This is a genomic window from Acidaminococcus massiliensis (assembly GCF_900095825.1).
Taxonomy (GTDB): Bacteria; Bacillota; Negativicutes; order Acidaminococcales; family Acidaminococcaceae; genus Acidaminococcus; species Acidaminococcus massiliensis.
Window position 1 is genome coordinate 246,925 of sequence record NZ_LT608315.1, and the last position, 22,799, is coordinate 269,723.

Annotated in this window: 23 protein-coding genes; all 23 read right to left on the bottom strand. The window is 55.6% G+C overall.

Annotated elements, in window-relative coordinates; genetic code table 11:
- Positions 1–24 precede the first annotated feature (24 nt).
- Positions 25–891: a shikimate dehydrogenase gene (locus BQ2657_RS01315; protein ID WP_075580938.1), complete on the bottom strand. Its 867-nt coding sequence runs from the start codon at positions 889–891 to the stop codon at positions 25–27.
- 27 nt (positions 892–918) lie between these two features.
- Positions 919–1,725 (bottom strand): sugar phosphate isomerase/epimerase family protein, encoded by an 807-nt coding sequence (locus BQ2657_RS01320; protein WP_075579023.1) that lies wholly within the window; start codon positions 1,723–1,725, stop codon positions 919–921.
- Between the two features lie 530 nt (positions 1,726–2,255).
- On the bottom strand, positions 2,256–3,320 hold the full coding sequence (locus BQ2657_RS01325) for a TRAP transporter substrate-binding protein (protein WP_075579024.1): 1,065 nt from the start codon (positions 3,318–3,320) through the stop codon (positions 2,256–2,258).
- 17 nt (positions 3,321–3,337) lie between these two features.
- Positions 3,338–4,633 (bottom strand): TRAP transporter large permease, encoded by a 1,296-nt coding sequence (locus BQ2657_RS01330; RefSeq protein ID WP_075579025.1) that lies wholly within the window; start codon positions 4,631–4,633, stop codon positions 3,338–3,340.
- A gap of 2 nt (positions 4,634–4,635) precedes the next feature.
- Positions 4,636–5,238: a TRAP transporter small permease gene (locus BQ2657_RS01335; protein ID WP_075579026.1), complete on the bottom strand. Its 603-nt coding sequence runs from the start codon at positions 5,236–5,238 to the stop codon at positions 4,636–4,638.
- Positions 5,239–5,281: 43 nt separating this feature from the next.
- Positions 5,282–6,148, bottom strand: coding sequence for a shikimate dehydrogenase family protein (locus BQ2657_RS01340; protein WP_075579027.1), 867 nt, complete (start codon positions 6,146–6,148; stop codon positions 5,282–5,284).
- Positions 6,149–6,255: 107 nt separating this feature from the next.
- Positions 6,256–7,218 carry an AEC family transporter gene (locus tag BQ2657_RS01345; protein ID WP_075579028.1) on the bottom strand — a complete coding sequence of 321 codons (963 nt, stop codon included), beginning with the start codon at positions 7,216–7,218 and terminating at the stop codon, positions 6,256–6,258.
- Between the two features lie 329 nt (positions 7,219–7,547).
- Positions 7,548–8,930, bottom strand: a complete 1,383-nt coding sequence (locus tag BQ2657_RS01350; protein ID WP_075579029.1) for an LCP family protein — start codon at positions 8,928–8,930, stop codon at positions 7,548–7,550.
- A 269-nt stretch (positions 8,931–9,199) separates the two neighbouring features.
- Complete coding sequence (gene trpA, locus BQ2657_RS01355) at positions 9,200–9,985, bottom strand: tryptophan synthase subunit alpha (protein WP_075579030.1); 786 nt, start codon at positions 9,983–9,985, stop codon at positions 9,200–9,202.
- Positions 9,978–11,162: a tryptophan synthase subunit beta gene (gene trpB / locus BQ2657_RS01360; RefSeq protein ID WP_075579031.1), complete on the bottom strand. Its 1,185-nt coding sequence runs from the start codon at positions 11,160–11,162 to the stop codon at positions 9,978–9,980. The genes trpA and trpB overlap by 8 nt, the downstream gene beginning before the upstream one ends.
- On the bottom strand, positions 11,159–11,785 hold the full coding sequence (locus tag BQ2657_RS01365) for a phosphoribosylanthranilate isomerase (RefSeq protein ID WP_075579032.1): 627 nt from the start codon (positions 11,783–11,785) through the stop codon (positions 11,159–11,161). Before BQ2657_RS01365 ends, trpB begins: the two co-directional genes overlap by 4 nt.
- On the bottom strand, positions 11,782–12,567 hold the full coding sequence (gene trpC, locus BQ2657_RS01370) for an indole-3-glycerol phosphate synthase TrpC (protein ID WP_075579033.1): 786 nt from the start codon (positions 12,565–12,567) through the stop codon (positions 11,782–11,784). Before trpC ends, BQ2657_RS01365 begins: the two co-directional genes overlap by 4 nt.
- Positions 12,568–12,583: 16 nt before the next feature.
- Positions 12,584–13,606, bottom strand: coding sequence for an anthranilate phosphoribosyltransferase (gene trpD, locus BQ2657_RS01375; RefSeq protein WP_075579034.1), 1,023 nt, complete (start codon positions 13,604–13,606; stop codon positions 12,584–12,586).
- Between the two features lie 21 nt (positions 13,607–13,627).
- Complete coding sequence (locus tag BQ2657_RS01380; RefSeq protein WP_075579035.1) at positions 13,628–14,206, bottom strand: anthranilate synthase component II; 579 nt, start codon at positions 14,204–14,206, stop codon at positions 13,628–13,630.
- Between the two features lies 1 nt (position 14,207).
- Positions 14,208–15,671 (bottom strand): anthranilate synthase component I, encoded by a 1,464-nt coding sequence (gene trpE / locus BQ2657_RS01385; protein WP_075579036.1) that lies wholly within the window; start codon positions 15,669–15,671, stop codon positions 14,208–14,210.
- 451 nt (positions 15,672–16,122) lie between these two features.
- Positions 16,123–16,413: a GNAT family N-acetyltransferase gene (locus BQ2657_RS01390; RefSeq protein WP_075579037.1), complete on the bottom strand. Its 291-nt coding sequence runs from the start codon at positions 16,411–16,413 to the stop codon at positions 16,123–16,125.
- A gap of 114 nt (positions 16,414–16,527) precedes the next feature.
- Complete coding sequence (locus tag BQ2657_RS01395; protein ID WP_075579038.1) at positions 16,528–16,863, bottom strand: hypothetical protein; 336 nt, start codon at positions 16,861–16,863, stop codon at positions 16,528–16,530.
- Positions 16,864–16,895: 32 nt separating this feature from the next.
- Positions 16,896–17,513, bottom strand: coding sequence for a L,D-transpeptidase (locus BQ2657_RS01400; protein WP_075579039.1), 618 nt, complete (start codon positions 17,511–17,513; stop codon positions 16,896–16,898).
- 24 nt (positions 17,514–17,537) lie between these two features.
- The gene (locus BQ2657_RS01405; RefSeq protein WP_075579040.1) at positions 17,538–18,152 is read right to left on the bottom strand and encodes an SH3 domain-containing protein; all 615 of its coding nucleotides are present in this window, start codon (positions 18,150–18,152) and stop codon (positions 17,538–17,540) included.
- A gap of 19 nt (positions 18,153–18,171) precedes the next feature.
- Entirely contained in the window at positions 18,172–18,948 is a 777-nt protein-coding gene (locus BQ2657_RS01410) for a double zinc ribbon domain-containing protein (RefSeq protein ID WP_187119159.1), read from the bottom strand.
- Positions 18,949–19,092: 144 nt separating this feature from the next.
- Complete coding sequence (locus BQ2657_RS01415) at positions 19,093–20,208, bottom strand: M20/M25/M40 family metallo-hydrolase (RefSeq protein WP_075579042.1); 1,116 nt, start codon at positions 20,206–20,208, stop codon at positions 19,093–19,095.
- A gap of 37 nt (positions 20,209–20,245) precedes the next feature.
- Positions 20,246–21,361 (bottom strand): ABC transporter permease, encoded by a 1,116-nt coding sequence (locus BQ2657_RS01420; RefSeq protein ID WP_075579043.1) that lies wholly within the window; start codon positions 21,359–21,361, stop codon positions 20,246–20,248.
- On the bottom strand, positions 21,362–22,471 hold the full coding sequence (locus BQ2657_RS01425; protein WP_075579044.1) for an ABC transporter permease: 1,110 nt from the start codon (positions 22,469–22,471) through the stop codon (positions 21,362–21,364).
- Between the last annotated feature and the right edge of the window lie 328 nt (positions 22,472–22,799).

Here is a 22,799-nt window from a genome sequence, read left to right on the forward strand (position 1 = left end):
TTCCATTGCCTCCTTTATATCGGTTTATTTCCCTTCATTCCGTTCCGCCAGGATATCCAGAAGTTCCTGCCGCATAGCTTCCACTGGCGCTTTTTGTCCCGTCCACAGCTCGATTTGGGCGGTTCCCTGATACAGGCTCATGCTCAGGCCGTTCAGGATCCTGCAGCCTGCCGCTTCTGCATTGAGCAGGAACTGTGTCTTTGCCGGATTGTAGCAGGCATCGAAGAAGAATTGGCCCGGTTTGATGTATTCCTTGGGCAGAGGGCTCTTGCCGATGCTTTTGCCCATCCCCACCCCGCTGGCATTGAGGACGATGTCACAGGCGGCCAGCTTGGAATAGTCTTCGTGAGGAACGAATTCAGCCACCCGGCTGAAATTTTTGTTGATGTCTTCCACCAGAGATCGAGCGCTGTCCTCGAACAGATCTGTGATGTAGATCTTCGGTGCTCCGTGGTAGGCCAAGATGGAACACATGGCCCGTCCGGCGCCTCCGCCTCCGAAACAGAAGAACACTTTTTCTTCCACTTTGATGCCGGCTTCCACCAGAGCCTGGTAGAAACCAACTCCGTCCGTATTGTAGCCGATCAGTTTCCCTTCCGGAGTCCTGACCACTGTATTGCTGGACCCCATCTTGGCACACAGGGGATCCAGTTCATCCAGGTATTCCAGGACCTTCACTTTGTTGGGCTTGGTCACGGCAAATCCGGCAAAAGGCATGTACCGCAGTCCGTTGACGATGTCCCCCAGGTGCTCATTCCCTGCGACTGTGTAGAAATAGACCAGGTTGAGTCCAGCTGCTTCGTATCCTTTGTTCTGCATCCGAGCAGCAAAAGACTGTGCCAGAGGATCTCCGATCAAGGTAATCATACGGGTTTCAATATCCGGTATCATATGCATTCCATTCCTTTCTGTACAAAATTACTGGTCGACCAGCTGAAGGACTTCTTTGGCATGGGCCAGGCATCTTTCCACATGGCCCATAGCGCCGTATCGGTGGATGTATTCCTCATTGGGGAGTTCGATGGAACAGGGATTCTTGGGAAGGGCCTTGAGGATGGGCACCAGCGGGATGGCTCCCAGTCCTGGGTATTCCCTCCGGGCCCGCATGGTTTCCGTCCGGTCTCGAAGATAATGGTCCTTGGGACAGTCACAAAGATGGATCAACCCGAACCGCTCCGGTGCAATGGCTTGGATGGCCTCCGGTGTATCCTGGGCCCAGAACACATAGAGCATATCCAGGAACAATTTCAAGTTTGGTGCCTGGACTTTTTCCTGGAGCCGAGCCACTCCAGCCAGATCGTGGATGGCAGAAGAAGCCGGATATTCCAGATTCACATTCATCCCGAATTCCTGAGCCTGTTCACAGATTTTTCCAAAAGCTTCTACGGCAAATTCCTGGTTTTCCGTCCAGCAACTGGAAAGGATATCCGTTGCCCCCAGCTCCGCTCCTTTTTCAAAGACTTCCCGATAGTCCAGCGGCAGATCCTCCCGGACCCGGACCAACTCGATATCCAATACCTTCATACCTGTTTCCTGAAGGGTCCTGCGGATCTCTGCAAACAGGTCCTTTTCCCGGATCAGATCATTCTGGGGTTCCCCCTGCTGTCCCATGGGAATCGTCCGGAGGCTTACGGTATCGTAGCCGGCTTCTGCGGCCATCCGGATCTGGTCCACCGCTTCGATGCCGGGGACCGTCAAATACGCCAACGAGAATTTTCGTGCCATCAGTTTTCCCCCTTTGGCAGATTCTATCGCAAGACTATACCCACAACTTGGAATTATCAGTTTTCTTTGGATAGGTGCATCCCTGTGCTTCTTCTCCTGCATTCCTGTCCTGCTGCAGATTCCGCCGGAATTATTGCTGAAATCAGTATCTTCAGTCCTTTTTACAATTTCATTATAGCTTTCCCCCATATATGAATCTAATGGTACTTATGCATGTTCTGATGAAGGAAATTCATATATCGCCGATATTATAGAGCCATTCTATAGATAGTCTTCCCGATTTCCGGAAAACTCCAGTACTGATGCGCTTTTTTCTTTTTCTCTCCCAGCGTAGCCATTCCTTTATAGTTTTTTTCGATAAAGAAAAGTCCTTTTTAGGAGGAATACCGTCTCCTAAAAAGGACTTTTCTTTACAAATATCACCAATGGATTGATGAAAAGATTAGATAAAATCGTTCTCAGGGGGAATTCTTCCCCTTCAAACTATGAAAAAAATTCACATTTTATTCTTCCAGCTTTGTGGACTGCTCTTATTTCCCCAACTCTTCCATCATCAGCGTCCCCAGCCCGCCGGTCTGGGCATCGATTTTCCGGTACAGTTCCTGGACAGGCGGCTGATTCCTGACTGCTTCGTAGAATTCCGGTGGGTAAGTCACCAAGACCATGCCTTTTTTCTGGAGTTTTTCCTTGCAGTCCCGATCCACCTGGACCAAAGTCGGTGCCAATTCTCCCATAGCTTCCTGGACAGCTTCTTCCAGCACTTTTTGATAAGGTTCCGGCAAACTGTCATAGGCTTTTTTATTCAAGACCATCTCATTGGCATAAAGGATCACATTGGTTTCTGCCACATATTTCTGCACTTCATTGAAATTGGCGGAGACAATGGTGTCGGCTGCGTTTTCTTCTGCATCCACGATGCCGCTCTGGAGGGAAAAATACAGTTCCGGCCAGGCCAGCGGCGTGGGATTGGCCCCCAGGGCAGACCAGAAGGCCATGTGGTTCCGGTTGCTCATGGTGCGGATCTTCAGCCCCCGGAAATCCTCTGCTTCTTTCACCGGACGGTTGGAAGTCATCAGCCGATAGGTACCATTCTGGAGAGTGCCCATATAATGGAGCCCGGCCCGGTCATAGGCTTCCGCCAGTTTCCGCCGAAAGGGCCCGTCTTCGTTGAGTACCCGTCCGATGGTTTTCCCTTCATAGGGAGCAAAGACCATGGGCAGGTCGAACACCGCTCCTTCCGGCACAAAAGCCGTCACCGGGGCCATCTGGCCCACCACCAGCTGGATGTCGTTGGCCCGGAGCTGCCGGAGCAGGTCCTCGTCCCCGCCCAGTTCCGCATTGGGATGGTAGTCGATGGTCAATTGGCCGCCGGTCCGTTCCGCCACCTTTTGGGCCACCCGTTCTCCGAACCGCTGTCCCACCGATCCCTTGCCGGAGGAATCTCCTCCCACCAGCACCACTTTGGGCAGATTGGCATAAGGGCCTGCCCCTTTCCCCTTGTTGTCTGCAGCCGGTTTGCTAGAGCAGCCAGCGGCTCCCAGAAAGAGCACGGCCCCCAGACAGGCTGCAGCCATTTTTCTCCACAATGTATGCATAGCTGTCCCCTTCTTTCTTACCACAGTGCCGGCAGGAAAGTGGAAAGACCCGGGATGTAGGTGATTCCCACCAAAGCCGCCAGAAAGGCACAGATGAAAGGTACGGACTTCCGGGCCACGCTCATAGGCTGCTGTCCCGCAATGTTCCCGGCTACGAACAAATCCAGCCCGAAAGGCGGCGTAGCCAGGCCGATGGACAGGCAGCACACCAGCACCACCCCCAGATGGATGGGGTCCACTCCCAATTTTTTGCAGGCTGGGAGCAGCACCGGCACCAGGATAATGATGGCCGGCCCGGTATCCATCACCATGCCCAAGAGCAGGAAGATCACTACTAACACGGTCAGCACGGCCACTCCGGAAGTAAAATTCCCTAGGATAAAGCTTTCTACTGCTTTGGTGGCCCGGGTCATGGACAGCACCCGGCCAAAGGCCGTGGCAAACGCCAGGACAAAAGCCAATCCTCCATAAGTCCGGACCGATTCCCGGAGCATGGGCAGGATATCCCCGAAGGTCATGGTCTTATACACAAAAAGAGACACCAGCAGGGCATAGAATACGGACACCGCTGCTGCTTCCGTGGGGGTGGTGAAGCCGGTGTAAATTCCCCCCAGGACAATCACCGGACACAGGAGAGCCCAGAAACTGTCCCGGAATAACTGAAAAAAGCCCAGCCGGGATAGTTCTGCCATCCGTTCCCGGACCTTTTCCTTATCTTCCCCGTTCCGGAGACAGTGGAGCACCGCATAGACCATCAATGCCAAGCCCACCAGGAGGCCGGGGAGGATCCCCGCCAAGAACAATTTTCCAGTAGATACCCCTGTTGCCAGGGAATAGAGCACAAAGGGAATGGAAGGCGGGATGATGACCCCCAGGCCTCCGGCTACGGCCACCAAACCGGCGCTCCAGGTCTTGTCATACCCCAGCTCCGTCAGAAAGGGTACGCACATGGCTCCTACCGCAGCAGTGGTAGCCGGACCGGAACCGGAAATGGCCCCGTAGAACAGACAAGTGAGGATCACCGCACAGGGCAGGCCCCCGGGGATCCGTCCGGCAAAAAAAGCGAAGAAATTGAACAGTTTCCGGGAAATCCCGCCCTTTGCCATGATCACACCCCCCAGGATGAACAGGGGTACCGCCAGGATGGGCGTGGAATTGGCTCCAGAAAAGGCATTGTGCAGCACCTGGCCCATGGTGCCTCCCTGATGGAACAGGGCAATAGGAGCCGTGGCTCCCAGGATCATGCTGATCCCGATGGGCAGGGACAGGGCAATGGCCAGCAGAAATACAGAAAAAATCAGTGCAGCGGACAAAATCAGTCATCCCCTTCCCGCGCCAAAGCGGCTTCTTCAGCCGCATCCTGAAAAGTCTGTTCCAGGGTGGACAATTCCTTTTCTTGGAGATGCTGGACATGGAGCCAGATCATCTGGATGGCCCGCACCGCTGCCAGGAAGAACCCCAGGACCATGAAGCCGTACACAAAGGCCATGGGCCACTGCATGGCCGGAGAGATTTCATGGCTTTCAGCAATCACCGAAACCACTTTCACCCCATACAGGCCCAGGACCCCCATACAGCCCAGGGTAATAGCATCCACTGCCAGGTTCAGCACCTTCCGGAGGGTTTCTGGAAGAAGGTCCTTCAGTACCCCCACCCGGAGCATGCTGTCCATCCGGATGGTATAGGGCAGGGATAGAAAAACGCTCCAGATCCACAGGAACCGGCATAGTTCTTCTGCCCAGGTGAGAGATGCCATGCCCGGGATTTTCCGGACAATGACCTGCAGCATGGTGATACCGGCGATAAGGACCAGCATCACCATCAAAAAGGTCTCTTCCAAGTGCAGATCCAGCCAGTGGATCAGAGCGTTCAAAAAGTTGTTGTGTTTTGCCTTGCTGCTTTCCTTCAGATTTTCCATCGTGAACCTCTCCATTCTACTTTCCTACATGAGAGCAGGAACCTTACTCCTGCCGCTTCTTTTCTGCCAGGATCTTCTCCAGTTCCTGGCGCATGGCCTCCACCGGAGCCTCCTGTCCTGACCACAGTTCCACCTGGGCCGTTCCCTGGTAGAGACTCATGGTGAGCCCGTTCAGCACCGGGCAGCCGACTTTTTCCGCGTTTTCCAGGAACCGGGTCCGGGCCGGATTGTAACAGGCGTCGAAATAAAACTGGCCGGGCCGGATGTATTCCGGGGGCAGCGGAGTCTGGCCGATGGTCTTCCCCATCCCCACACCGCTGGCATTGATCACAACATTTGCTTCCTGCACCCGGGAAAAATCACCATAGGGGATTGCTTCCGCCACCGGGGCGAAGTTCTGGTTGATGTCCCCCGCCAGGCTCCGGGCGCTTTCTTCCGCCAGGTCCGCAATCAGGATCCGGCCGGCGCCATGATAAGCCAGAGCTGAACAGATAGCCCGACCGGCACCCCCACTGCCAATACAGAAAAAGGTCTTTTCCTTGACGCTGACCCCGGCTTCGTCCAAGGCCCGAGAGAAGCCCACTCCGTCTGTATTGTACCCTTTCAGACGGCCGTCCGGCAGTTTCACCACCGTGTTGCTGGAACCCATTTTGGCACACAGGGGATCCAACTCGTCCAGGTATTCCAAGACTTTGACTTTGTTGGGTTTGGTCACGGCAAACCCTGCAAAGGGCATGTGCCGCAGCCCCTGGATGATCTCTCCCAGGTGTTCCGGGCCGGTCACTGTATAGAAATACACCAGATCCAGCCCTGCCGCCTCATACCCTCGGTTCTGCATCCGGGCTGCAAAGGACTGGGCCAAGGGATCTCCCAGCAAGGTTATGAAACGGGTATGGATATCGATATGCATTTTCTACCATCCTACTTTCCTGCAATGCAGGACACATCCCGCATTTTGTATACATTCATGATGTTTTCCATTTTAGGCCTGTAATACTGTTTTGTCAATGACTTCCCCTACAGCATCCCCCCCATCCGGATGTATAGATAGAACAAGGGAACCACCAGGACGATGTAGGAAGCCGTGGTAAGGATGAAAGAGGCCACGGTCAGGTCCACATCCAACTGAAACAAGGTGGACGTAACCACTGCATTGATGGCTACAGGAGCCGCCGCATCCAACAGGATGGTCCCCAGGAGTTCCTGGCTGGTGAAATGCAGCCGAGCAAGGCCATAGATCAAGGCAGGCACCACTAGGAACTTCAGAGGGAGCATCCCCAGGATTTTACAGTAATAATTCCGGGCCTCTCCGAAATCCAGCTGATACCCCACCGGAAGGAACGCGATCCAGGCCCGCACGTGGATGAGGACGGGGAACAGCTGTTTCAGGAATTCCGGTTCCGGAACCGCCTGCCAGTGGAGCCACAAGCCTGCTGCCATCCCCAGGACGCCCAGCTGTTTGGGAGTCAGGAGCACCTTGCGGAAACTGAAATGGAACTCGGATCCCGCTTTTTTCTGGAGGTAGCGGTTCCGGTAATATTGGGCCAGGGGAAAGGCAAATACCACCATCAGGATATTTTGGGGAGTGGCAAAAAGCTGGGTATAGGCGAAACCCGCCTGGCCGAAGATCATGTAGGAGGCCAGCCCTGCCATGGTCCCGATATTGCTGAGCATGCTGGCCATCACATAGCTGCCTTTCTGCAGATCATCCGGCATGTGCCGGGCAAAAAAAGCAGCTGCCAAGCCGCCGGAAAGAAAAGCGGTAAGGAGGCTCAGGGCTGGGATCAAAATCAGGGCCCAGTCGATGGGTAGCAGCCAAAAGCTGAGCAGGTTCATGGTAGTAAGGAGACCGATTACATTGACCAGCATCAGGAACCGGCACCCCCGGTCATCCATCCATCCCCTGTGCCGAAGCAAGAATCCCAATGCCAGAGGGCAGAACACGTCTACCAGCAGTTGGATGATTTTTCCGATTCCCATGGGCTTCCCCGTCCTCTCCAGTTTACAATATTTATATTATAGCATACTTTATTTTCTTCAATTGACCCATTTTCCAGCAAAAAACTGGGAGACGGAAAAAGGTATAAAAAAAAGCCCTTGAAAAACAAGGGCCAAATGAGGGGCAACTTTAACTTACAAATTGATTATAACACTCATGTATACATTATGCAAGATATTTTCAGTTTTTTCATAGTAATTTTATTTGTCGATTAATTCATAGAATGTTGGTAGGGTAAAAAAAGAGCTGTGAAAAAATGAGGGATCATTTTTTCACGGCCCCTTTCATAGAGCTATTTTTTCACACCCTCCTATTTCCCATAATCCCGTCCCACATAAATCACTGCATCTCCGCTTCCGGGGCTTACCGCTCCCTGGAGCAGCAGATAATCGAAAGGCAGGTTGGCTGCCCGTTCTTCCGCTTCCCGGCTGCCGGCATTGATCAGCACCTGGGTCCTTTCCATAGGGCTGCCCGTGGTCACACTGACCACGGTGAAGCCCACTGCCCGGGCATCCCCTGCGGCCAGGGACCCTGCCTGGGGATTGCCGCTGCAGTTGACGATGGAGGCCCGGAGGGCCTTTTCCCGAGGAGCCGGCAGGCTCTTGCTGCTGCCGGGACTCTGGATTCCCATTCCGTTTTGTCCCGGATTCCCGGGGCCCCCTTTCTCCCGATCCATCTTCCGGGACTGTTCCACCGCTTTCTTCAGTTCCTGGCTCCGGACCTGGATCTGCCGTTTTTCTCCGTTGCCGGCCACGCTGTTTGTCCCCAAAAGCGCATCATATTTTTTCTTGGCGATCTGAGCCGCCAGTTTGTAGCTTTCCCCTGGCTGCACACCCTGGAATTGGGCCACCTGCTGCCGCAGCGCCATCATATTGGGGATCCAGTAGCTGATATCGTCCAGATAGGCGGGACTTCCCTGGACCATAGCTGTTTCCAGCTGGGAGGTCCCGGAAACGTTCTTGGCGAAAGTCACTAGGAGAGAAGCCAGGTCTGTCACCGAAAGATCTGTTTCGATGCTCTGGTAGAGAGTCCGGGCGATTTCCGGCGCCCGGGTCAGGAGGCTGGTGGAACGGAGCTTGGCAAAGACGGCCTTCATGAATTTCTGCTGCCGGGACACCCTTCCGATGTCTCCCTCTTCATCCCGGTAACGGACATACTGGATGGCTGTGGTCCCGTCCATATGCTGCCTCCCTGGCTGGAGATTGATCACCAGTCCGTTTTCCCCATCGTAAGGGTCCGCATACTGCATGGGCTTTTCCACATCGATATCCACCCCGCCGATGGCATCCACCAGTTTGATGAATCCCTGGAAATCCACCAGCACATAATTGTTGATCTGGATTCCCAAAAAATTTTCCAAGGTCTTCCGGCTCAAATCATGGCCTCCGTAGGCATAGGCATGGTTCACCTTATCCCAGCCGTGTCCGGGAATGGAAACCAGGGTATCCCGAGGCACCGACAAAAGGGCCGCCTGGTTCCGAGAAGTATCCAGCATGGTGACAAAGAGGGTATCCGAACGGCCGGTATCTCCGCTCCGCCGATCCACCCCTAAGACCATGATGTTCCGTTTGCCATGGAGCTGGGCCACTTGGGCAGGGCTTTCCGGTTTCTCCGGACGCAGGAGGAAAAAGCCTGCAACGGCCACTAGAAAAGCGGTGATGCCTGCGATGAGCACTTTATATTTTGCCAGCATGATGGATCTCCTTTAAGCATTACATTTTACGAGTCATTTTTTCTTTTATCACTATTATACCGTAAAAAGGCGTTTGCTGCATTAGAAAAAGGGGTGTTGTACGTTGCGTGCAACACCCCCGGTCACAGGCCGCGGCTCGCGAGCCTGGACGTTTAAACCGTTTGTTCTTTTTTCATATGATGGGGAGACAAAATCCACTGATATCTATAAAATTGGACCTTCGATCAGCACCAACAAGCCCGCGACTCAAGGCTCGCGACTCGTGCCCCTCATGACTTCGCCTCTTCCACCGCCTCTGCCATTTCCTTCACGTACTGTTTCACCGGTTCCACGCAGTCTTTGCCGTACTGGGCGCAGAGTTTCACGATGGCGCTGCCCACGATGGCGCCGTCGCTGATGGCCGCCATTTCTTTGGCCTGTTCCGGCGTGGAGATGCCAAAGCCTACGGCAATGGGTTTATCGGAGACTTCCCGGATCTTGTCCACGATTTCCTTCAGGTTGGTGGTGATTTCCTTCCGCACCCCAGTGACCCCCAGGGAGGAGACCAGGTAAATATACCCCTGGGCTTCTCTGGCAATGCTCTGGATCCGTTGGTGGGAGGTGGGAGCGATCATGGAAATGATCTCCACCCCGTATTTTCCTGCTTCCGGCGCGATGGTATCCTTTTCTTCATAAGGCACATCAGGTACGATGACCCCATCGATTTTCACATCCCGGCACTGCTGGAAGAATTTCTCTCTTCCGTAGGTGAAGATGGGGTTCACATAGGTCAGGAATACCATAGGGATCTGGGTCTTTTCCCGGACCCGGGCCAGCATGGCGAAAATATCCTTGATCTTGGTGCCTGCGGCCAGGGCCCGGGTGTCCGCTTCCAGGATCACCGGCCCTTCGGCGGTGGGATCGGAGAAGGGGATGCCGATCTCAATGAGCCCGGCTCCTGCCTCTTCCATGGCATAGATCAGTTTTTCCGTAGTGTCCAGGTCCGGATCCCCTGCGGTAATGAAGGGAATGAACAGCTTCCCCTGTTTCTTGAATGCGTCAGTTATCCTAGTCATGCAGGTCTACCCCCTTGTATCTGGCAATGGCTGCCACGTCTTTGTCCCCCCGGCCGGACAGATTCACCACGATGATCTTGTCCTTGGGCAGGGTGGGTGCCAGTTTCATGGCATAGGCCACCGCATGGGCACTTTCGATGGCCGGAATGATGCCTTCCGTCCGGGACAGATATTCAAAAGCTTCCACCGATTCGTCGTCGGTGATGGGCACGTACTGGGCACGGCCCGTATCATACAGGTTGGCGTGTTCCGGCCCGATCCCCGGGTAATCCAGCCCGGCGGAAATGGAATACACCGGGGCGATCTGCCCGTCTTCATCCTGGAGGAAATAAGATTCCATCCCATGGAAGATCCCCGGTTTCCCCCGGGCGATAGTGGCGGCGGTTTCCGCGGTGTTCACTCCCCGGCCAGCGGCTTCCACCCCGATCAGCTGGACTTCCTTGTCCGGGATGAAATCGTAGAACAGGCCGATGGCATTGCTGCCGCCCCCTACGCAGGCCATGACCACATCGGGCAGCCGGCCTTCTTTTTCCAGCATCTGGGCTTTCACTTCTTCCCCGATGATCTTCTGGAAATCACGGACGATGGTAGGATAGGGATGGGGCCCCATGCAGGATCCCAGCACATAGAAGGTATTTTCCACATTGGTGCACCAATCCCGCATGGCCTCGCTGACCGCGTCCTTCAGGGTACCGGTGCCAGTGGTCACAGGCACCACTTTGGCTCCCAAAAGTTCCATCCGGTACACGTTCAGGGCCTGGCGGATGGTGTCTTCCTTGCCCATGTACACTTCACATTCCAGGCCCATGAGAGCCGCCACGGTAGCGGTAGCGACCCCGTGCTGGCCGGCACCGGTTTCGGCGATGACCCGTTTCTTGCCCATTTTCTTGGCCAAGAGGCACTGGCCCAGGGCGTTGTTGATCTTGTGGGCCCCGGTGTGGTTCAGGTCTTCCCGTTTCAGATAGATCTTGGCACCGCCCAGATCCTTGGTCATCTTCTCTGCATAGTACAGCAGGCTGGGCCGGTTGGCATAGTCATGGTACAGGGTCCGCAGTTCCTGGAGGAATTCCGGATCATCTTTGAAACGGTTGTAGGCTTCGTCTAGCTGCAGCACTGCGTTCATCAGGGTTTCCGATACATATTGGCCGCCGTGTCTGCCAAATCTTCCATTGCTCATGATTCTTCCTCTTTTCTTACAGCGCTCACAAAAGCGCGGATTTTGGTTTCATCTTTCGTTCCAGCGGTCTCGATGCCGCTGCTAGTATCCACTCCAAAGGGATGGCATTCATCAATGGCTGCCCGTACATTTTCCGGATCCAGCCCCCCGGCCAGGAAAAAGGGTTTGGGGAATCGGACCTGCCGGAGCAAGCTGTGGTCAAAGGTTTTCCCCAGCCCTCCGAACTGGCTGCCGGAAAAGGTATCCAGCAGGAAATAATCGCAGTCATACCGGTCCAGGTCCCGGAGGCTTTCCGGACCCCGTACCCGGATCACCCGGATGAGGGGAGCCTTTGTCCGCTCTCGGAGGGCCTTCACATAGGCTTCGTCTTCTTCTCCATGGAGCTGGATCAGCTGGATGGTGCCCCGGTTGGCCAGGTTCGCCGCTTCTTCCACAGGAGCCTTTACGAAGACGCCCACGGCCGCAATGGCCGGGTCCAGCTGCCGGCGGAGGTTTTCCGCCTGTTCCGCCGTCACCTGCCGCCTGCCGGGGGCGAAAACGAAGCCGGCATAATCTGGTTTGGCCCGGTTCACCATGGCCACATCTTCCCGCCGCCGGAGCCCGCAGAGTTTGATTTTCGTCACAGAGCCTCACCCCGCAGTTCTGCCAGGGCGGCTTTCATATCCTGGCTCCGCATGAGGGTTTCCCCGATGAGCACTCCGTTGACCCCGGCCTGTTCCAGTTGGGCGGTCTGCTGTCGGCTTTTGATGCCGCTTTCCGCCACAAAGGGGATATCTGTCGGTACCAGTGCCCGGAGCCGGAGACTGTTGCCGATATCCACGGTAAAGTCCTTCAGGTTCCGGTTGTTCACCCCGATGACCCGAGCTCCGCTCCGGAGGGCCCGTTCCACTTCCTCTTGATCATGGGCTTCCACCAGGGCGTCCATGCCCAGGCTTTCTGCCAGCAGCCGGTATTCCTGGAGCTGGCTGCCGCTGAGGAGAGCGGCGATCAGCAGGATGGCATCGGCCCCCAAGATCTTGGCCTGGTACACCATGTACTCATCGATGGTAAAGTCTTTCCGGAGAAGGGGCGTCTCTACCGCCTGGCGGATTTCCCGGAGGTACCGGTCGCTGCCCAGGAAATAGTCCGTTTCCGTCAGCACGGAAATGGCGGCGGCCCCCAGGGCTTCATACTGCCGGGCAATGGCCACATAAGGAAAATCCGGAGCGATCAGCCCTTTAGAAGGAGAGGCCTTCTTTACTTCCGTGATGAAGTTGAGACCCGGTCTCCCCAGGGCTTTCCGGAAGCAGCCCTCCCGGTCCCGGGGCATCTCTTCCGCTTCCCGCCGAAGGGTGCAGAAGTCTTTTTCCCTTTTCTGTTTTTCCACCCGCCGCCGGGTGGCTTCTGCCAGGGTATCCAGGATCATGTTCTCCACCTTCCGTTTATTGATTGCTGACTTGGATGACTTTTTCCAGGGCGGCCAGGGCCTTGCCGCTGTCAATGAGCTGGGCCGCCCGTTCCACCCCGTCGGCGATGGTTTCCGCCTTCCCAGCCACGAACAGGCCGGCCCCGGCGTTCAGGAGCACCGCATTCCGTTTGGTGCCCTGGAGCTTCCCGGAGAGGATGGCCCGGGTGATCTTGGCATTTTCTTCTGGAGTGCCCCCTACCAGGTCTTCCTTCTTGCCGGAAACCAGACCGAAATCTTCCGGCCGGATCACCGAAGACCGGTAGTACCCGTCCCGGAGCTCACAGATGGTGGTGGGTCCGTTGGGAGAGATTTCATCCAGTTTTTCCTGGCCGTAGGCCACCAGGCCCCGTTTCACCCCCAAGGAGCACAGCACCTTGGCCAAGGGTTCCACTAGGTAGCCGTCATAGACCCCCAGCAGGAACATTTCCGGTTTGGCCGGGTTGGTGAGGGGCCCCAGGATGTTGAACACGGTCCGGAAGCCCAGTTCCTTCCGGATGGGGCCCACATACTTCATGGCTGCATGGTATTTCTGGGCAAACAGGAAACAGAAATTGGTCTCTTGCAGCATTTTCAGGGCCAGGGCCGGATCCTGCTGGATGTTCACCCCCAGGGCTTCCAGACAGTCCGCGGTGCCGCACAGGGAAGAAGCGGCCCGGTTCCCGTGTTTGGCCACCTTCACCCCGCCGGCGGCAAGCACCATGGCGGAGGTAGTGGAAATATTGAAGGAATGGGCCCCGTCCCCGCCGGTACCCACGATCTCCATCACTTCCATCCCGGGATGGGGAACGGGAGTGGCCAGGGACCGCATGGCTTCCGCACAGCCGGTAATTTCATCGATGGTCTCTGCTCGAGCGCTCTTGGTGGAAAGAGCCGCCAGGAACGCGGCATTCTGGGTGGGAGTGGTCTTCCCTCCCATGATCTCCAGCATCACTTCCTTGGCTTCGTTATAGGTCAGGTCTCCTTTATTGACCAGTTTGATGATAGCTTCTTTAATCATGATCGATCTGCCTCCTGTTTGTTACTTGTCGATTTTCAGATCCAGGAAATTCCGGATGATGTTCATGCCTTCCGGGGTCAGGATGGATTCCGGATGGAACTGGAGCCCATAGATGGGATACTTCCGGTGTTCCACCGCCATCACCTCTCCGTCTTCCGTAGTGGCCGTCGGTTTCAGCACTTCCGGCAGGGTCTCCGGATCGATGGCCAGGGAATGGTACCGCCCTACCAGGATCTGTTCCGGCAGTCCCTTGAACAGGGGGGATGTCCGGTCCAGGGTCACCGTGGACTGTTTCCCGTGCATCAGCTGCCGGGCATAGGTGACGGTACCTCCGAACACTTCCCCGATGGCCTGATGGCCCAGACACACCCCCAGGATGGGGAATTCCCCCTTCAGTTCCCGGAGGGCCGGTTCACAGACCCCGGCATCACAGGGCCGTCCAGGCCCCGGAGACAGGACCAGATGGTCCGGGTGGAGCTTCCGGATCCCCTCCACCGTAATGGCATCGTTCCGGATCACCTGGATGTCCGGGTTCAGAGTGCCCATGTATTGATACAGATTGTAGGTAAAGCTGTCGTAGTTATCGATGATCAGTTCCATGTTACGCCTCCGTGGTTGCTTCCAGCGCCTGCCGTACAGCCGCTGCCTTGTTGATGGTCTCCATGAATTCGTCTTCCACCTTGGAATCGGCCACGATGCCGCTGCCGGTCTGGAAGGAAACGGTGTCTCCGTATTTTACGGCGGTGCGGATCACAATGCAGATGTCCATGTTCCCGGCAAAATCCAGGTATCCCATGCCTCCGCCGTAGGGGCCCCGCCGTTCCGGTTCCAGTTCATCCAGGATCTCACAGGCCCGGACTTTGGGAGCTCCGGAAAGGGTCCCGGCCGGGAAGGCGGCACACAGGGTATCGATGGCGTCCTTGTCTGCCTTCAGGGTGCCGGTGACCCGGGTAGTCATGTGCATCACATGGGAGAATTTTTTCACCAGAAGATGATCATGTACTTTGACGGAGCCGAATTCTGCTACCTTTCCCACATCGTTCCGGGCCAGGTCCACCAGCATATTGTGTTCTGCCAGTTCCTTGGGATCCGTCTGCATATCCCGTTCCAGGGCTTTGTCCTCCTCTTCCGTCTTCCCTCTCCGCCGGGTGCCGGCGATGGGCATGGAGGTGATTTCCCGGTCCTGGACCTTGATCAGAGTTTCTGGAGAAGAACCGGCGATTTCCACCTTGTCGTTCTTCAGCAGCACCATGTATTGGGAAGGATTGGTGGTCCGGAGGATCCGGTACATGTTGAAAAGATCCTGATTGTAGGAAGCGGAGAACCGCTGGGAATACACCGCCTGGAAAATATCTCCCTGACGGATATGTTCCTTGATTTTTTCTACATTTCCTGCATAGGTCTCTTTATCCTGGTTGCTGGTGATGGGTCCCAGCTGGGCCGGAGTGAATTCCGGAGGAACCACCGGCTGCCGGACCAAGGCTTCCATGGCATCCAGGTTCTTCTGGGCCTTGGCGTAATTTCCATCCAAGTCGTCGGTCTTGATGTTTACGATCAGGTACATTTTCTGGAGCACCCGGTCGAAGGCAATCACCTTGTCGAAGAGCATCAGGTCGAAATCTGGAAAGTCCGTAGCTTTAGCCGGATCGAAATGGAGACTGGGTTCACAGTATTGGAAGAAATCATAGGAGAAATATCCCACGAACCCGCCGGTAAAAGGCGGCAGCCCGGGGACCTTGGGAACCCGATAGGCCTTCAGGATGGACCGGAGAGCTTCCAAGGGCTGTTTGGGGTCCACCGGGATCTGGCTGCCGGCAAATTCCACCTGGGCACTTTGGTCCTTGGCCCGGAGCCGGGCAATGGGGTCGAATCCGATGAAAGAATACCGGCCGGCCTGGTCATTTTGTTCCAGGCTTTCCAGCAGGAAGTACCGGCTGCTTTCCTTCCTCACCAGGCTCACCAGCCCGATGGGGGTAGCCGTATCTGCCAGGATTTCCCGGACCACTGGCACCGCCGCATATCCCTGGGACAGGGCTTTGATTTCTTCCAGACTCTGTTGTTTCATTTCTGTTCCTCCTCACTGATAAAAGAAAAGTATCCGGGCTGATCATTCCACCCGGATACCTGCACTGCAATAAAAAACACCTGTCCCTCTACAAGGACAGGTGTCATAACCTGCGGTACCACCCTGTAATGGAGCCAAAGCTCCACACCTCAAGCAGAATGCCAACACATTCCTCACCGATAACGTCGGTGCTGCGTCGCGGGATACTTTCCGAAGATTTCATCGCGCCCTCAGTGGTCCATTTGTCAGACTGCCACGATCCGGCTCTCAGCTTCCCGGACTCTCTGTGCGCACATTTTCTGGCGTTATCTCCACCTCAAAGGTTTTTGGTTCTTATTGAATTGATGGTTGTATAGTAGCACTGGAGAAAGAACTTGTCAAATATTTTTCTTGAAAAAGATAAAATTGTTCACTTCTGTATCTCATTTAACACTTTTTGTTTCTATACAGTTTACTCTTTCTCATAAACATCTGCAAATTCAGCTTTGCGGTCGAACTGGACCCGAGCATAAGAACACTGGGGAATGATCTTCACTCCGGCTTCCCGGGCCATATCCGCCACCGCCCGGACCAGTTTCCCAGCCAGGCCCTGGCCCCCGTATCGGGGATCCACAATGGTATGTTCCAAGGTCCACACCCCGGGACGGGACACCACATAGGTACATTTTCCGATTTCTTCCGCCCCATCATACAGGGCCGCCCGGAAATTTTCCGGTTCCTTCACAAGACGAATGGTTTCCATGAGTTCTCCTTTCAAGGCCTGGCCGCTGAAACAGCCAGGCCAGTCAACGGTCAGCTGTCAACGGTCAACGGCCGATGGAAGAAAACTGCTTGGGCAGTTTTCCGTAGATCTGGATCAATCGGTGCAGGCAGTGACTTTTAGGTTTTCGCAGCCAATGACCATATGGTCTCCTGAATTGAACAGGATATCCATTTTGATCTTTTTGTTTTGTCTCTTTGTGGTCACGCTGAAAATATAGGTGCCTCTTCCCCAAGGTTCCCGGCAGCTCATGAGAAAAGCATACAGTCCTTGGGCTTCCACTACTGCCCTGGTATGAGGATTGGCCAGTTGAATCACCAAATTGGCCCGTTTGTTTCCGTAATCCAAATTGACGGACAGGATTTCCCCATCATGGAAGTTCAGTTCACCCCAATCACAGTCTATTTTCCATCTTCTTTTTTCCATCATCATACCTTTTGAGCAGGCAGCTCTAGCGCTACTTTCTACTCTTCCACCGTCACCTTCGTCCCCACCTTCACATAGGGCTTCAGTTTTTGCAGATCTTCGTTGTTCATCCGGATGCAGCCTTCGGAGGCACGGGTACCGATGGAGGCTGGATCATGGGTGCCGTGGATGCCGATACCGTCCCACTTTCCCTTGCTCAGGCTCCGGGTATCCAGGCTGATGAACCAAGGCCCGTAGGCGTGCTGGATCACCCCTTTGCCGTCGTGGAAATCATGGGACCAGCTGGAAGCATCGATGATTTCATCCACCGGAAAAGTTCCCTCCGGTGTCTTCATATCCCCGCTCACCTGCTTCTGTCCGGGGTTCTTCCCCAGGGCTACCGGCCATTTGGCCACTGGATCTCCATGATCCAGGAGAACCAGGGTGAACTCCCCTTTTTTGATCAGCAGGGAGTAGTCATGAGGCTCAGGGGTCTGGCGTACTTCCCCAGTGACAGCGGTCTCTGCCGAGGGCTCGGCTGCCTTCTCCGCCTGCTGGCCGCTCCGGCAGCCTTTCATAGCGAATCCCACCGCCAGCACCAGGACCAGGAGGAAAAAGACACCCCAAGCCGGTCCCTTCCATCTCCGCTTTTGGTAAGCGTCATGATATCTTCCCATGGTCCCCTCCCTTTCTGCAGCCGGTTACAGACGCCGGCAGAACTGGACCGAAACGTACCCGGTCTGTCCGTTGTCCCGTTTCACTTGATACCAGTTGTTCTTCCGGCCGGTGATTTCCACCTTTTCTCCTTCATCGAAGTAGTCCACAATATCCGTATTGGTTCCAGCGCCGGCCCGGAGCCGCACATCGGTACCGGTGATCTTTCCATAAGATTTATCGGCATCCTTCTGGACTTTCTCTCCCTGGTCAGCAGACTTGGCTTTGGACTGTTCCTTGGAAGCCGGAGTATCCTGTTTTTTCTCTTCCTGGGTCACCGGCGGTTTGGATGCAGCGGTACTTTTGGCATCCTTCTGCTGGGCAAAAAAGATCCCCCCGCCGGTTGCCAGAAGGAGCAGCAGGACCACACCGGCGATCCATTTTCCCTTTCCTCCGCCCTGGGACGGAACTTGCTGAGGCTGAAAGGTGGCCGCGCCCTTCAGTCCAGTCGGGTTTCCACTGCTGCCTTCCTGTCCGCTGCCGGTCCCGCCGGCTGGCTGCTGAGCCGGAGCCACAGGTTTTCCCACCGGAGTGCCGCAGACCGGGCAGAATTTTTCATCTTCACTTAGTTGATTTCCACAATGGGGACAAAACTTCGCCATCTACATTCCTCCTACCCGCTCAGTCCGCATCCTGGTCATTGATCTTGGTGGATTTGATCTGGACGCTGATCAGGGTGGGGCTCTTCTGTTTCACGATGCCCACGCATTTCCCTTTCACATTGACGAAATCACCGGTTTTCAGGCCGTTGACGATGCTGGCTCGTTTGGCCGGCACATCCACCAGCACCTGGTAGGTCTTGCCGCCATTTTCTCTGCTTTCCAGGGTAATGCTGTAATTCTGGGAATTGTTGAACTGTCCCTTCCATTTTACCTTCCCGGAAACCTGGACGATCTTGTCCTTGTATTTTTTGTCTCCGGAACTCTGGTCCCGGATGTAGTCATCCACCATTTCACCGGATTTCACCTGGATGGGTTTGCTGCTGCCCCCAAAGGCGAAGAACAGTCCCAGGACCACCACGATGGCTCCGATGATGGCCAAGATCTTCTTTTTCTTTCCCCGGTCTTCCGGAGGCACAGGAGGCATCTGGAAAGACTGGAAGCCTCCGTTTCCACCGCCGCTCTGGCCCTCATTCACCGGTTCTGCCACCACCACTTCAGCAGAAGTTTCCGGGGCCTGCTGCGGTTCGGCCGCCGGGTTGGCGCCACCAGGGGTCCCTTCTGCCGGTTTGGCTTCCTTCAGCCGGGTTCCGCATTCGGTGCAGAAGTCATTGTCCGCCGGATTGACATGGCCGCATTTGGGGCACTTCACCACCGGATCCTGTTTGGCACCGCACTGGACGCAGAACAAGGCATCATCTTCCAGTTCGCAGCCGCACTGTTTGCATTTCTTAGACATAACCATTCCCCTTCCGTTCCGGGAAAGCCAGTCCATCGATCTGTCTTTCCTCAGTTCTATTTATGTTTCTTATTATACTCAGAAAAGTGAGAATAGAAAAGGGGTTGTTGCACGTGTGAAGGCCGCCACACGTGCAACAATCCCTTATAGATTCCAAATAAACGCAGCCAGCTGCTTCAGGCCCGGTTCCAGGCTGGTCATATCCAGTTCTTCCTGGAGAGTATGGGCCCCTTTCCCCTTGCACACTCCAAAAGCAATGGCCGGGATGTCTCGGCCGAGGGGAATATTGGCATCGGTGCTGCTGGCACTGAATTCCGTTTTCAGACCTTCCCGTTTCCGGATGCGCGTGATCCGGTCATAGATTTCATGGTGCTGCACCCCTTCGCTGCAGGGCCGCTCTCCCAAGAGCAAGGTTTCTACCTGCACCTTATCAGTGGTATGGGCCTTCAGGATGGTCTGGAAGGCTTGGTCCAGCTTTTCCAGTTCCGAATGGGAAACAGACCGCATGTCCACGGTGAATTCCACGTCGGCAGCGATGGAGTTGATGGTGGTCCCTCCCTGGATGGTCCCCACATTGTAGGTGGTCCGGGGATCTTGGGGCACTTGGAGGCTGTAGAAATCTCGAATGATCCCCGCCGCCTCGTTGATGGCATTGGCGGCTCCAAAAGCGGCGTAGCTGTGGCCGCCGGCAGTGACCACATGGACCGCATACCGCCGGGACCCTACCGCCAGGTCCACGAACCGGTCATTGTTCCCGTCCACCGCCATGAAATAGCTGAGCCGTTCTCCGAAGGCATCGGTGAGGGCCCGGCTTCCCTTCAGATTTCCCAAGCCTTCTTCTCCCACATTGAAGGCAAAGACTGCTGGAGTCCGGAGCTTCAAGGTCAGCATCATCCGGATCAAAAACAGCAGGGCTGCCACGTCAGAACTGTTGTCCCCGCAGGAGGGGGCTTTCAGGGTATGGCCGTCGATTTCCGGCATGATTTTTTCCACACCTGCAAATACTGTATCCATATGGGCGGTGTACAGAGGAAATCTTTCCGCCCCTTCGAGGCAGTGGGGATAGATCACATTGCCGGCAGCGTCCCGGTACGCGCCTTTGGCCCCCATGGCCTCCAGCTGTTCCAGGATCCACTGGGCCTTCTTTTCTTCTTCTCCCGTAGGAGAAGGGATGGTGATCACATCATACAGGGTCTGGATGTATTCCGGCATCCGGTTGTGGATATAGTCCTCCACCATTTTGCGCAGCACGTCGTTCATGGGCATGGCTCCTTTCGTATTCGACTCTTCACTCATTTTACCCCAAATTCTTCCGGAATAAAACCGCTGCCAGCCAGAGGGTCAGGACGGCCACGATGGTCATGGGCAAAAGGTCCGGGGCGATGGTCAGAAGGCCCGCCCCTTCGAAGTAGATCCGTCGGATGGCATCCAGAGCGAACCGGAGGGGATCCCCATAGGTGAGGATCTGGAGGAACTGAGGCATGTTCCGTACCGGAGTGGCCACCCCGCTCAAAAGGGCATTGGGGATCAGATATACATAGGTGTACACCTGGACCTGCTGCATGGAGCTGCACACGGAAGAAATGCTCAGCCCGATGCCTGTAGAACTGAGGAAATAAATGAACAGCACCAGGTACAAAGTCAGATAAGATCCTTCAAAAGGCACCTGGAACCAGAACAGATCCAGCAGCAGGAGCAGGGTCCCCTGCAGCAGCCCCACCAGCACCGGAGGAAAGGATTTCCCGATCAGCAGCACCAAGGGAGAGGCCGGAGTCACCAGCAGCTGCTCGAAAGTCCCTTCCTCCCGTTCCCGGGCCACGGACATCCCTGCCAGGAGGATTACCTGGGAAAAGCTCATGAGCCCCAGGATCCCAGGGGCAAAATACCACAGGGTCAGCTGATTGGGGTTGAACCAGGTCCGGGTCTCCACGGAAAGAGGCGGTTTCTGGCCGGTCCGGGCTTCCAGCCACTGCTGGACCACCCGGGAAGTATAAGCGGAAGCCAGGCTGGCGGTCATGGTGTTCCGGCCGTCGGTGATCACCTGAAGGGGTGCCTTTTCCCCCCGGGCCAGTTTTTCTTCGAAGTCCGCCGGGATGGACAGGACCACCATGGCTTCCTCCCGGTCGATGGGTCCCTGGATCTGGGAGGAATTCTGGAGCTCCGCCACCCGATAAAAGAAATGGGTGCCGTCCAGGGTGGCCAGCAAAGAGGTGGATGCTTCCGAATGGCTCTGGTCCAATACCGCATAGGAAACATTTTCCACGTTGAACGTAGCGGTGTAGCCAAAGACCACCCCCAATACCAGGGTAGGGATCACCAGCACGTAGCGGAAGGCCTTGTCCTTCCAGATGGCCAGCAGTTCTTTCCGGCAGATGAACCGGACCTGCTGACAGAAAAGCTGCCAGGCATTCATTCACTCCACCTTCTTTCGAATGGCTCTCAGGGCCAGACCCACAAACAGGGCCATGAAGAAAATCAGGAACCCGGTCTGGGGCAGGATCACCGGCCAGAGATCACCGGCCAGGAGCAAGGTTTTCAATACAACCAGATAATGTTTGAAAGGCAGCACTTCCCCAATCCACTGGACCCATTGGGGCGTGGCCCGCAGGTCGAACAGGAACCCGGACAGCATGATGCTGGGCAGGAAGCTGACCAGGAGAGCCATCTGGATGGCCATGAACTGGGCTTTGGTCACCACGGAAATCAGCATCCCCATACCCAGGGCCGTCAGGAGATACAGGATGGACATCAGGATCACCAGGGACAGAGATCCCACCAAAGGCACCTGGAACAGGAACCGGGACAGGACCAGACAGATCAGGACACCCAGCATGGCAATGCAGAAATAGGGGATCATCTTGGCCACGATGATTTCCCCTTTTTTCACCGGGGTCACAAACAGGGATTCAAAGGTCCCCCGTTCGTATTCCCGGGCCATGACCCCGGCGGTGAGCAGCACTCCCACAAGGGTCACGATCATCAGGATCAGCCCGGGCAAAAAGTACCAGGTGCTTTCATGGGCATCATTGAACCAGAGCCGGGATTCCAGTTCCACGGCTCCCACTCCCCGGCCCGCCATCTGGCTGGCGGACCACTGGGCTGCCGCCGTTTCCACATAGCTCTGGATGCTCATGGCGGTAGTGGTATCCGTTCCGTACAGCAGCAGCTGGACCCGTCCGTCCCCCTGGTGGAGCTGACGGCTGAAATCCGGAGGCACCCGGAGGATGGCGTCGATCTTCCGCTGCTCCATGGCCCGGAGTGCCTGATCCATGCTGGTCATATAAGTAGGCCGGAAGTATTCCGACCCATCCACGAAATCCACCACCTGCTGGGCCTCCGGAGACGCATCTTCCAGCACCACCCCGATGGGGGCGTGCTTTACATCCAGGCTGATGCCATAGCCGATCACCAGGATCAGGATGATGGGCAGCAGGATGCCCAGGGCCAGGCTGGAGTTATCCCGGAGCACTTCCCGGAACTCCTTCACCGTCAAAGCCCAGATCCGGCGCAGATTGTCTCTCATACCGATTCTCCTTTGCAGGGTTAATTTATTAATTAATTAATCGTGTATACTTATTATAGCATAAAAAAAGAGGTGTTGCACGCTATGTGCAACACCTCGGCCTCATGAGCCGCATAGCGGCTCGGTCTCGAGTCTCGAGCCGAATGAAAAATTTGCAGGCAAATTTTTGAACGTGTAAATCGGTACCGTAGGGGCTGCACGCCGGGCAGCCCGCCAAATCATCGATGATCTGCGCATTTTGCGGGGCGCCGGGCCTGCGCCCCCTACGGTTATACACAATAAGAAGAACCTGGCTGAAGGACAGATTCTATCCAACGGCCCGAGACTC

Bases quoted from the DNA above. Each gene is read 5' to 3' on its own strand.
- BQ2657_RS01315 (WP_075580938.1), bottom strand. From the start codon at position 891: ATGATACCGGATATTGAAACCCGTATGATTACCTTGATCGGAGATCCT.
- BQ2657_RS01320 (WP_075579023.1), bottom strand. From the start codon at position 1,725: ATGGCACGAAAATTCTCGTTGGCGTATTTGACGGTCCCCGGCATCGAA.
- BQ2657_RS01325 (WP_075579024.1), bottom strand. From the start codon at position 3,320: ATGCATACATTGTGGAGAAAAATGGCTGCAGCCTGTCTGGGGGCCGTG.
- BQ2657_RS01335 (WP_075579026.1), bottom strand. From the start codon at position 5,238: ATGGAAAATCTGAAGGAAAGCAGCAAGGCAAAACACAACAACTTTTTG.
- BQ2657_RS01340 (WP_075579027.1), bottom strand. From the start codon at position 6,148: ATGCATATCGATATCCATACCCGTTTCATAACCTTGCTGGGAGATCCC.
- BQ2657_RS01345 (WP_075579028.1), bottom strand. From the start codon at position 7,218: ATGGGAATCGGAAAAATCATCCAACTGCTGGTAGACGTGTTCTGCCCT.
- BQ2657_RS01350 (WP_075579029.1), bottom strand. From the start codon at position 8,930: ATGCTGGCAAAATATAAAGTGCTCATCGCAGGCATCACCGCTTTTCTA.
- trpA (WP_075579030.1), bottom strand. From the start codon at position 9,985: ATGACTAGGATAACTGACGCATTCAAGAAACAGGGGAAGCTGTTCATT.
- trpB (WP_075579031.1), bottom strand. From the start codon at position 11,162: ATGAGCAATGGAAGATTTGGCAGACACGGCGGCCAATATGTATCGGAA.
- trpC (WP_075579033.1), bottom strand. From the start codon at position 12,567: ATGATCCTGGATACCCTGGCAGAAGCCACCCGGCGGCGGGTGGAAAAA.
- trpD (WP_075579034.1), bottom strand. From the start codon at position 13,606: ATGATTAAAGAAGCTATCATCAAACTGGTCAATAAAGGAGACCTGACC.
- BQ2657_RS01380 (WP_075579035.1), bottom strand. From the start codon at position 14,206: ATGGAACTGATCATCGATAACTACGACAGCTTTACCTACAATCTGTAT.
- trpE (WP_075579036.1), bottom strand. From the start codon at position 15,671: ATGAAACAACAGAGTCTGGAAGAAATCAAAGCCCTGTCCCAGGGATAT.
- BQ2657_RS01390 (WP_075579037.1), bottom strand. From the start codon at position 16,413: ATGGAAACCATTCGTCTTGTGAAGGAACCGGAAAATTTCCGGGCGGCC.
- BQ2657_RS01395 (WP_075579038.1), bottom strand. From the start codon at position 16,863: ATGATGATGGAAAAAAGAAGATGGAAAATAGACTGTGATTGGGGTGAA.
- BQ2657_RS01400 (WP_075579039.1), bottom strand. From the start codon at position 17,513: ATGGGAAGATATCATGACGCTTACCAAAAGCGGAGATGGAAGGGACCG.
- BQ2657_RS01405 (WP_075579040.1), bottom strand. From the start codon at position 18,152: ATGGCGAAGTTTTGTCCCCATTGTGGAAATCAACTAAGTGAAGATGAA.
- BQ2657_RS01410 (WP_187119159.1), bottom strand. From the start codon at position 18,948: ATGTCTAAGAAATGCAAACAGTGCGGCTGCGAACTGGAAGATGATGCC.
- BQ2657_RS01415 (WP_075579042.1), bottom strand. From the start codon at position 20,208: ATGAACGACGTGCTGCGCAAAATGGTGGAGGACTATATCCACAACCGG.
- BQ2657_RS01420 (WP_075579043.1), bottom strand. From the start codon at position 21,361: ATGAATGCCTGGCAGCTTTTCTGTCAGCAGGTCCGGTTCATCTGCCGG.
- BQ2657_RS01425 (WP_075579044.1), bottom strand. From the start codon at position 22,471: ATGAGAGACAATCTGCGCCGGATCTGGGCTTTGACGGTGAAGGAGTTC.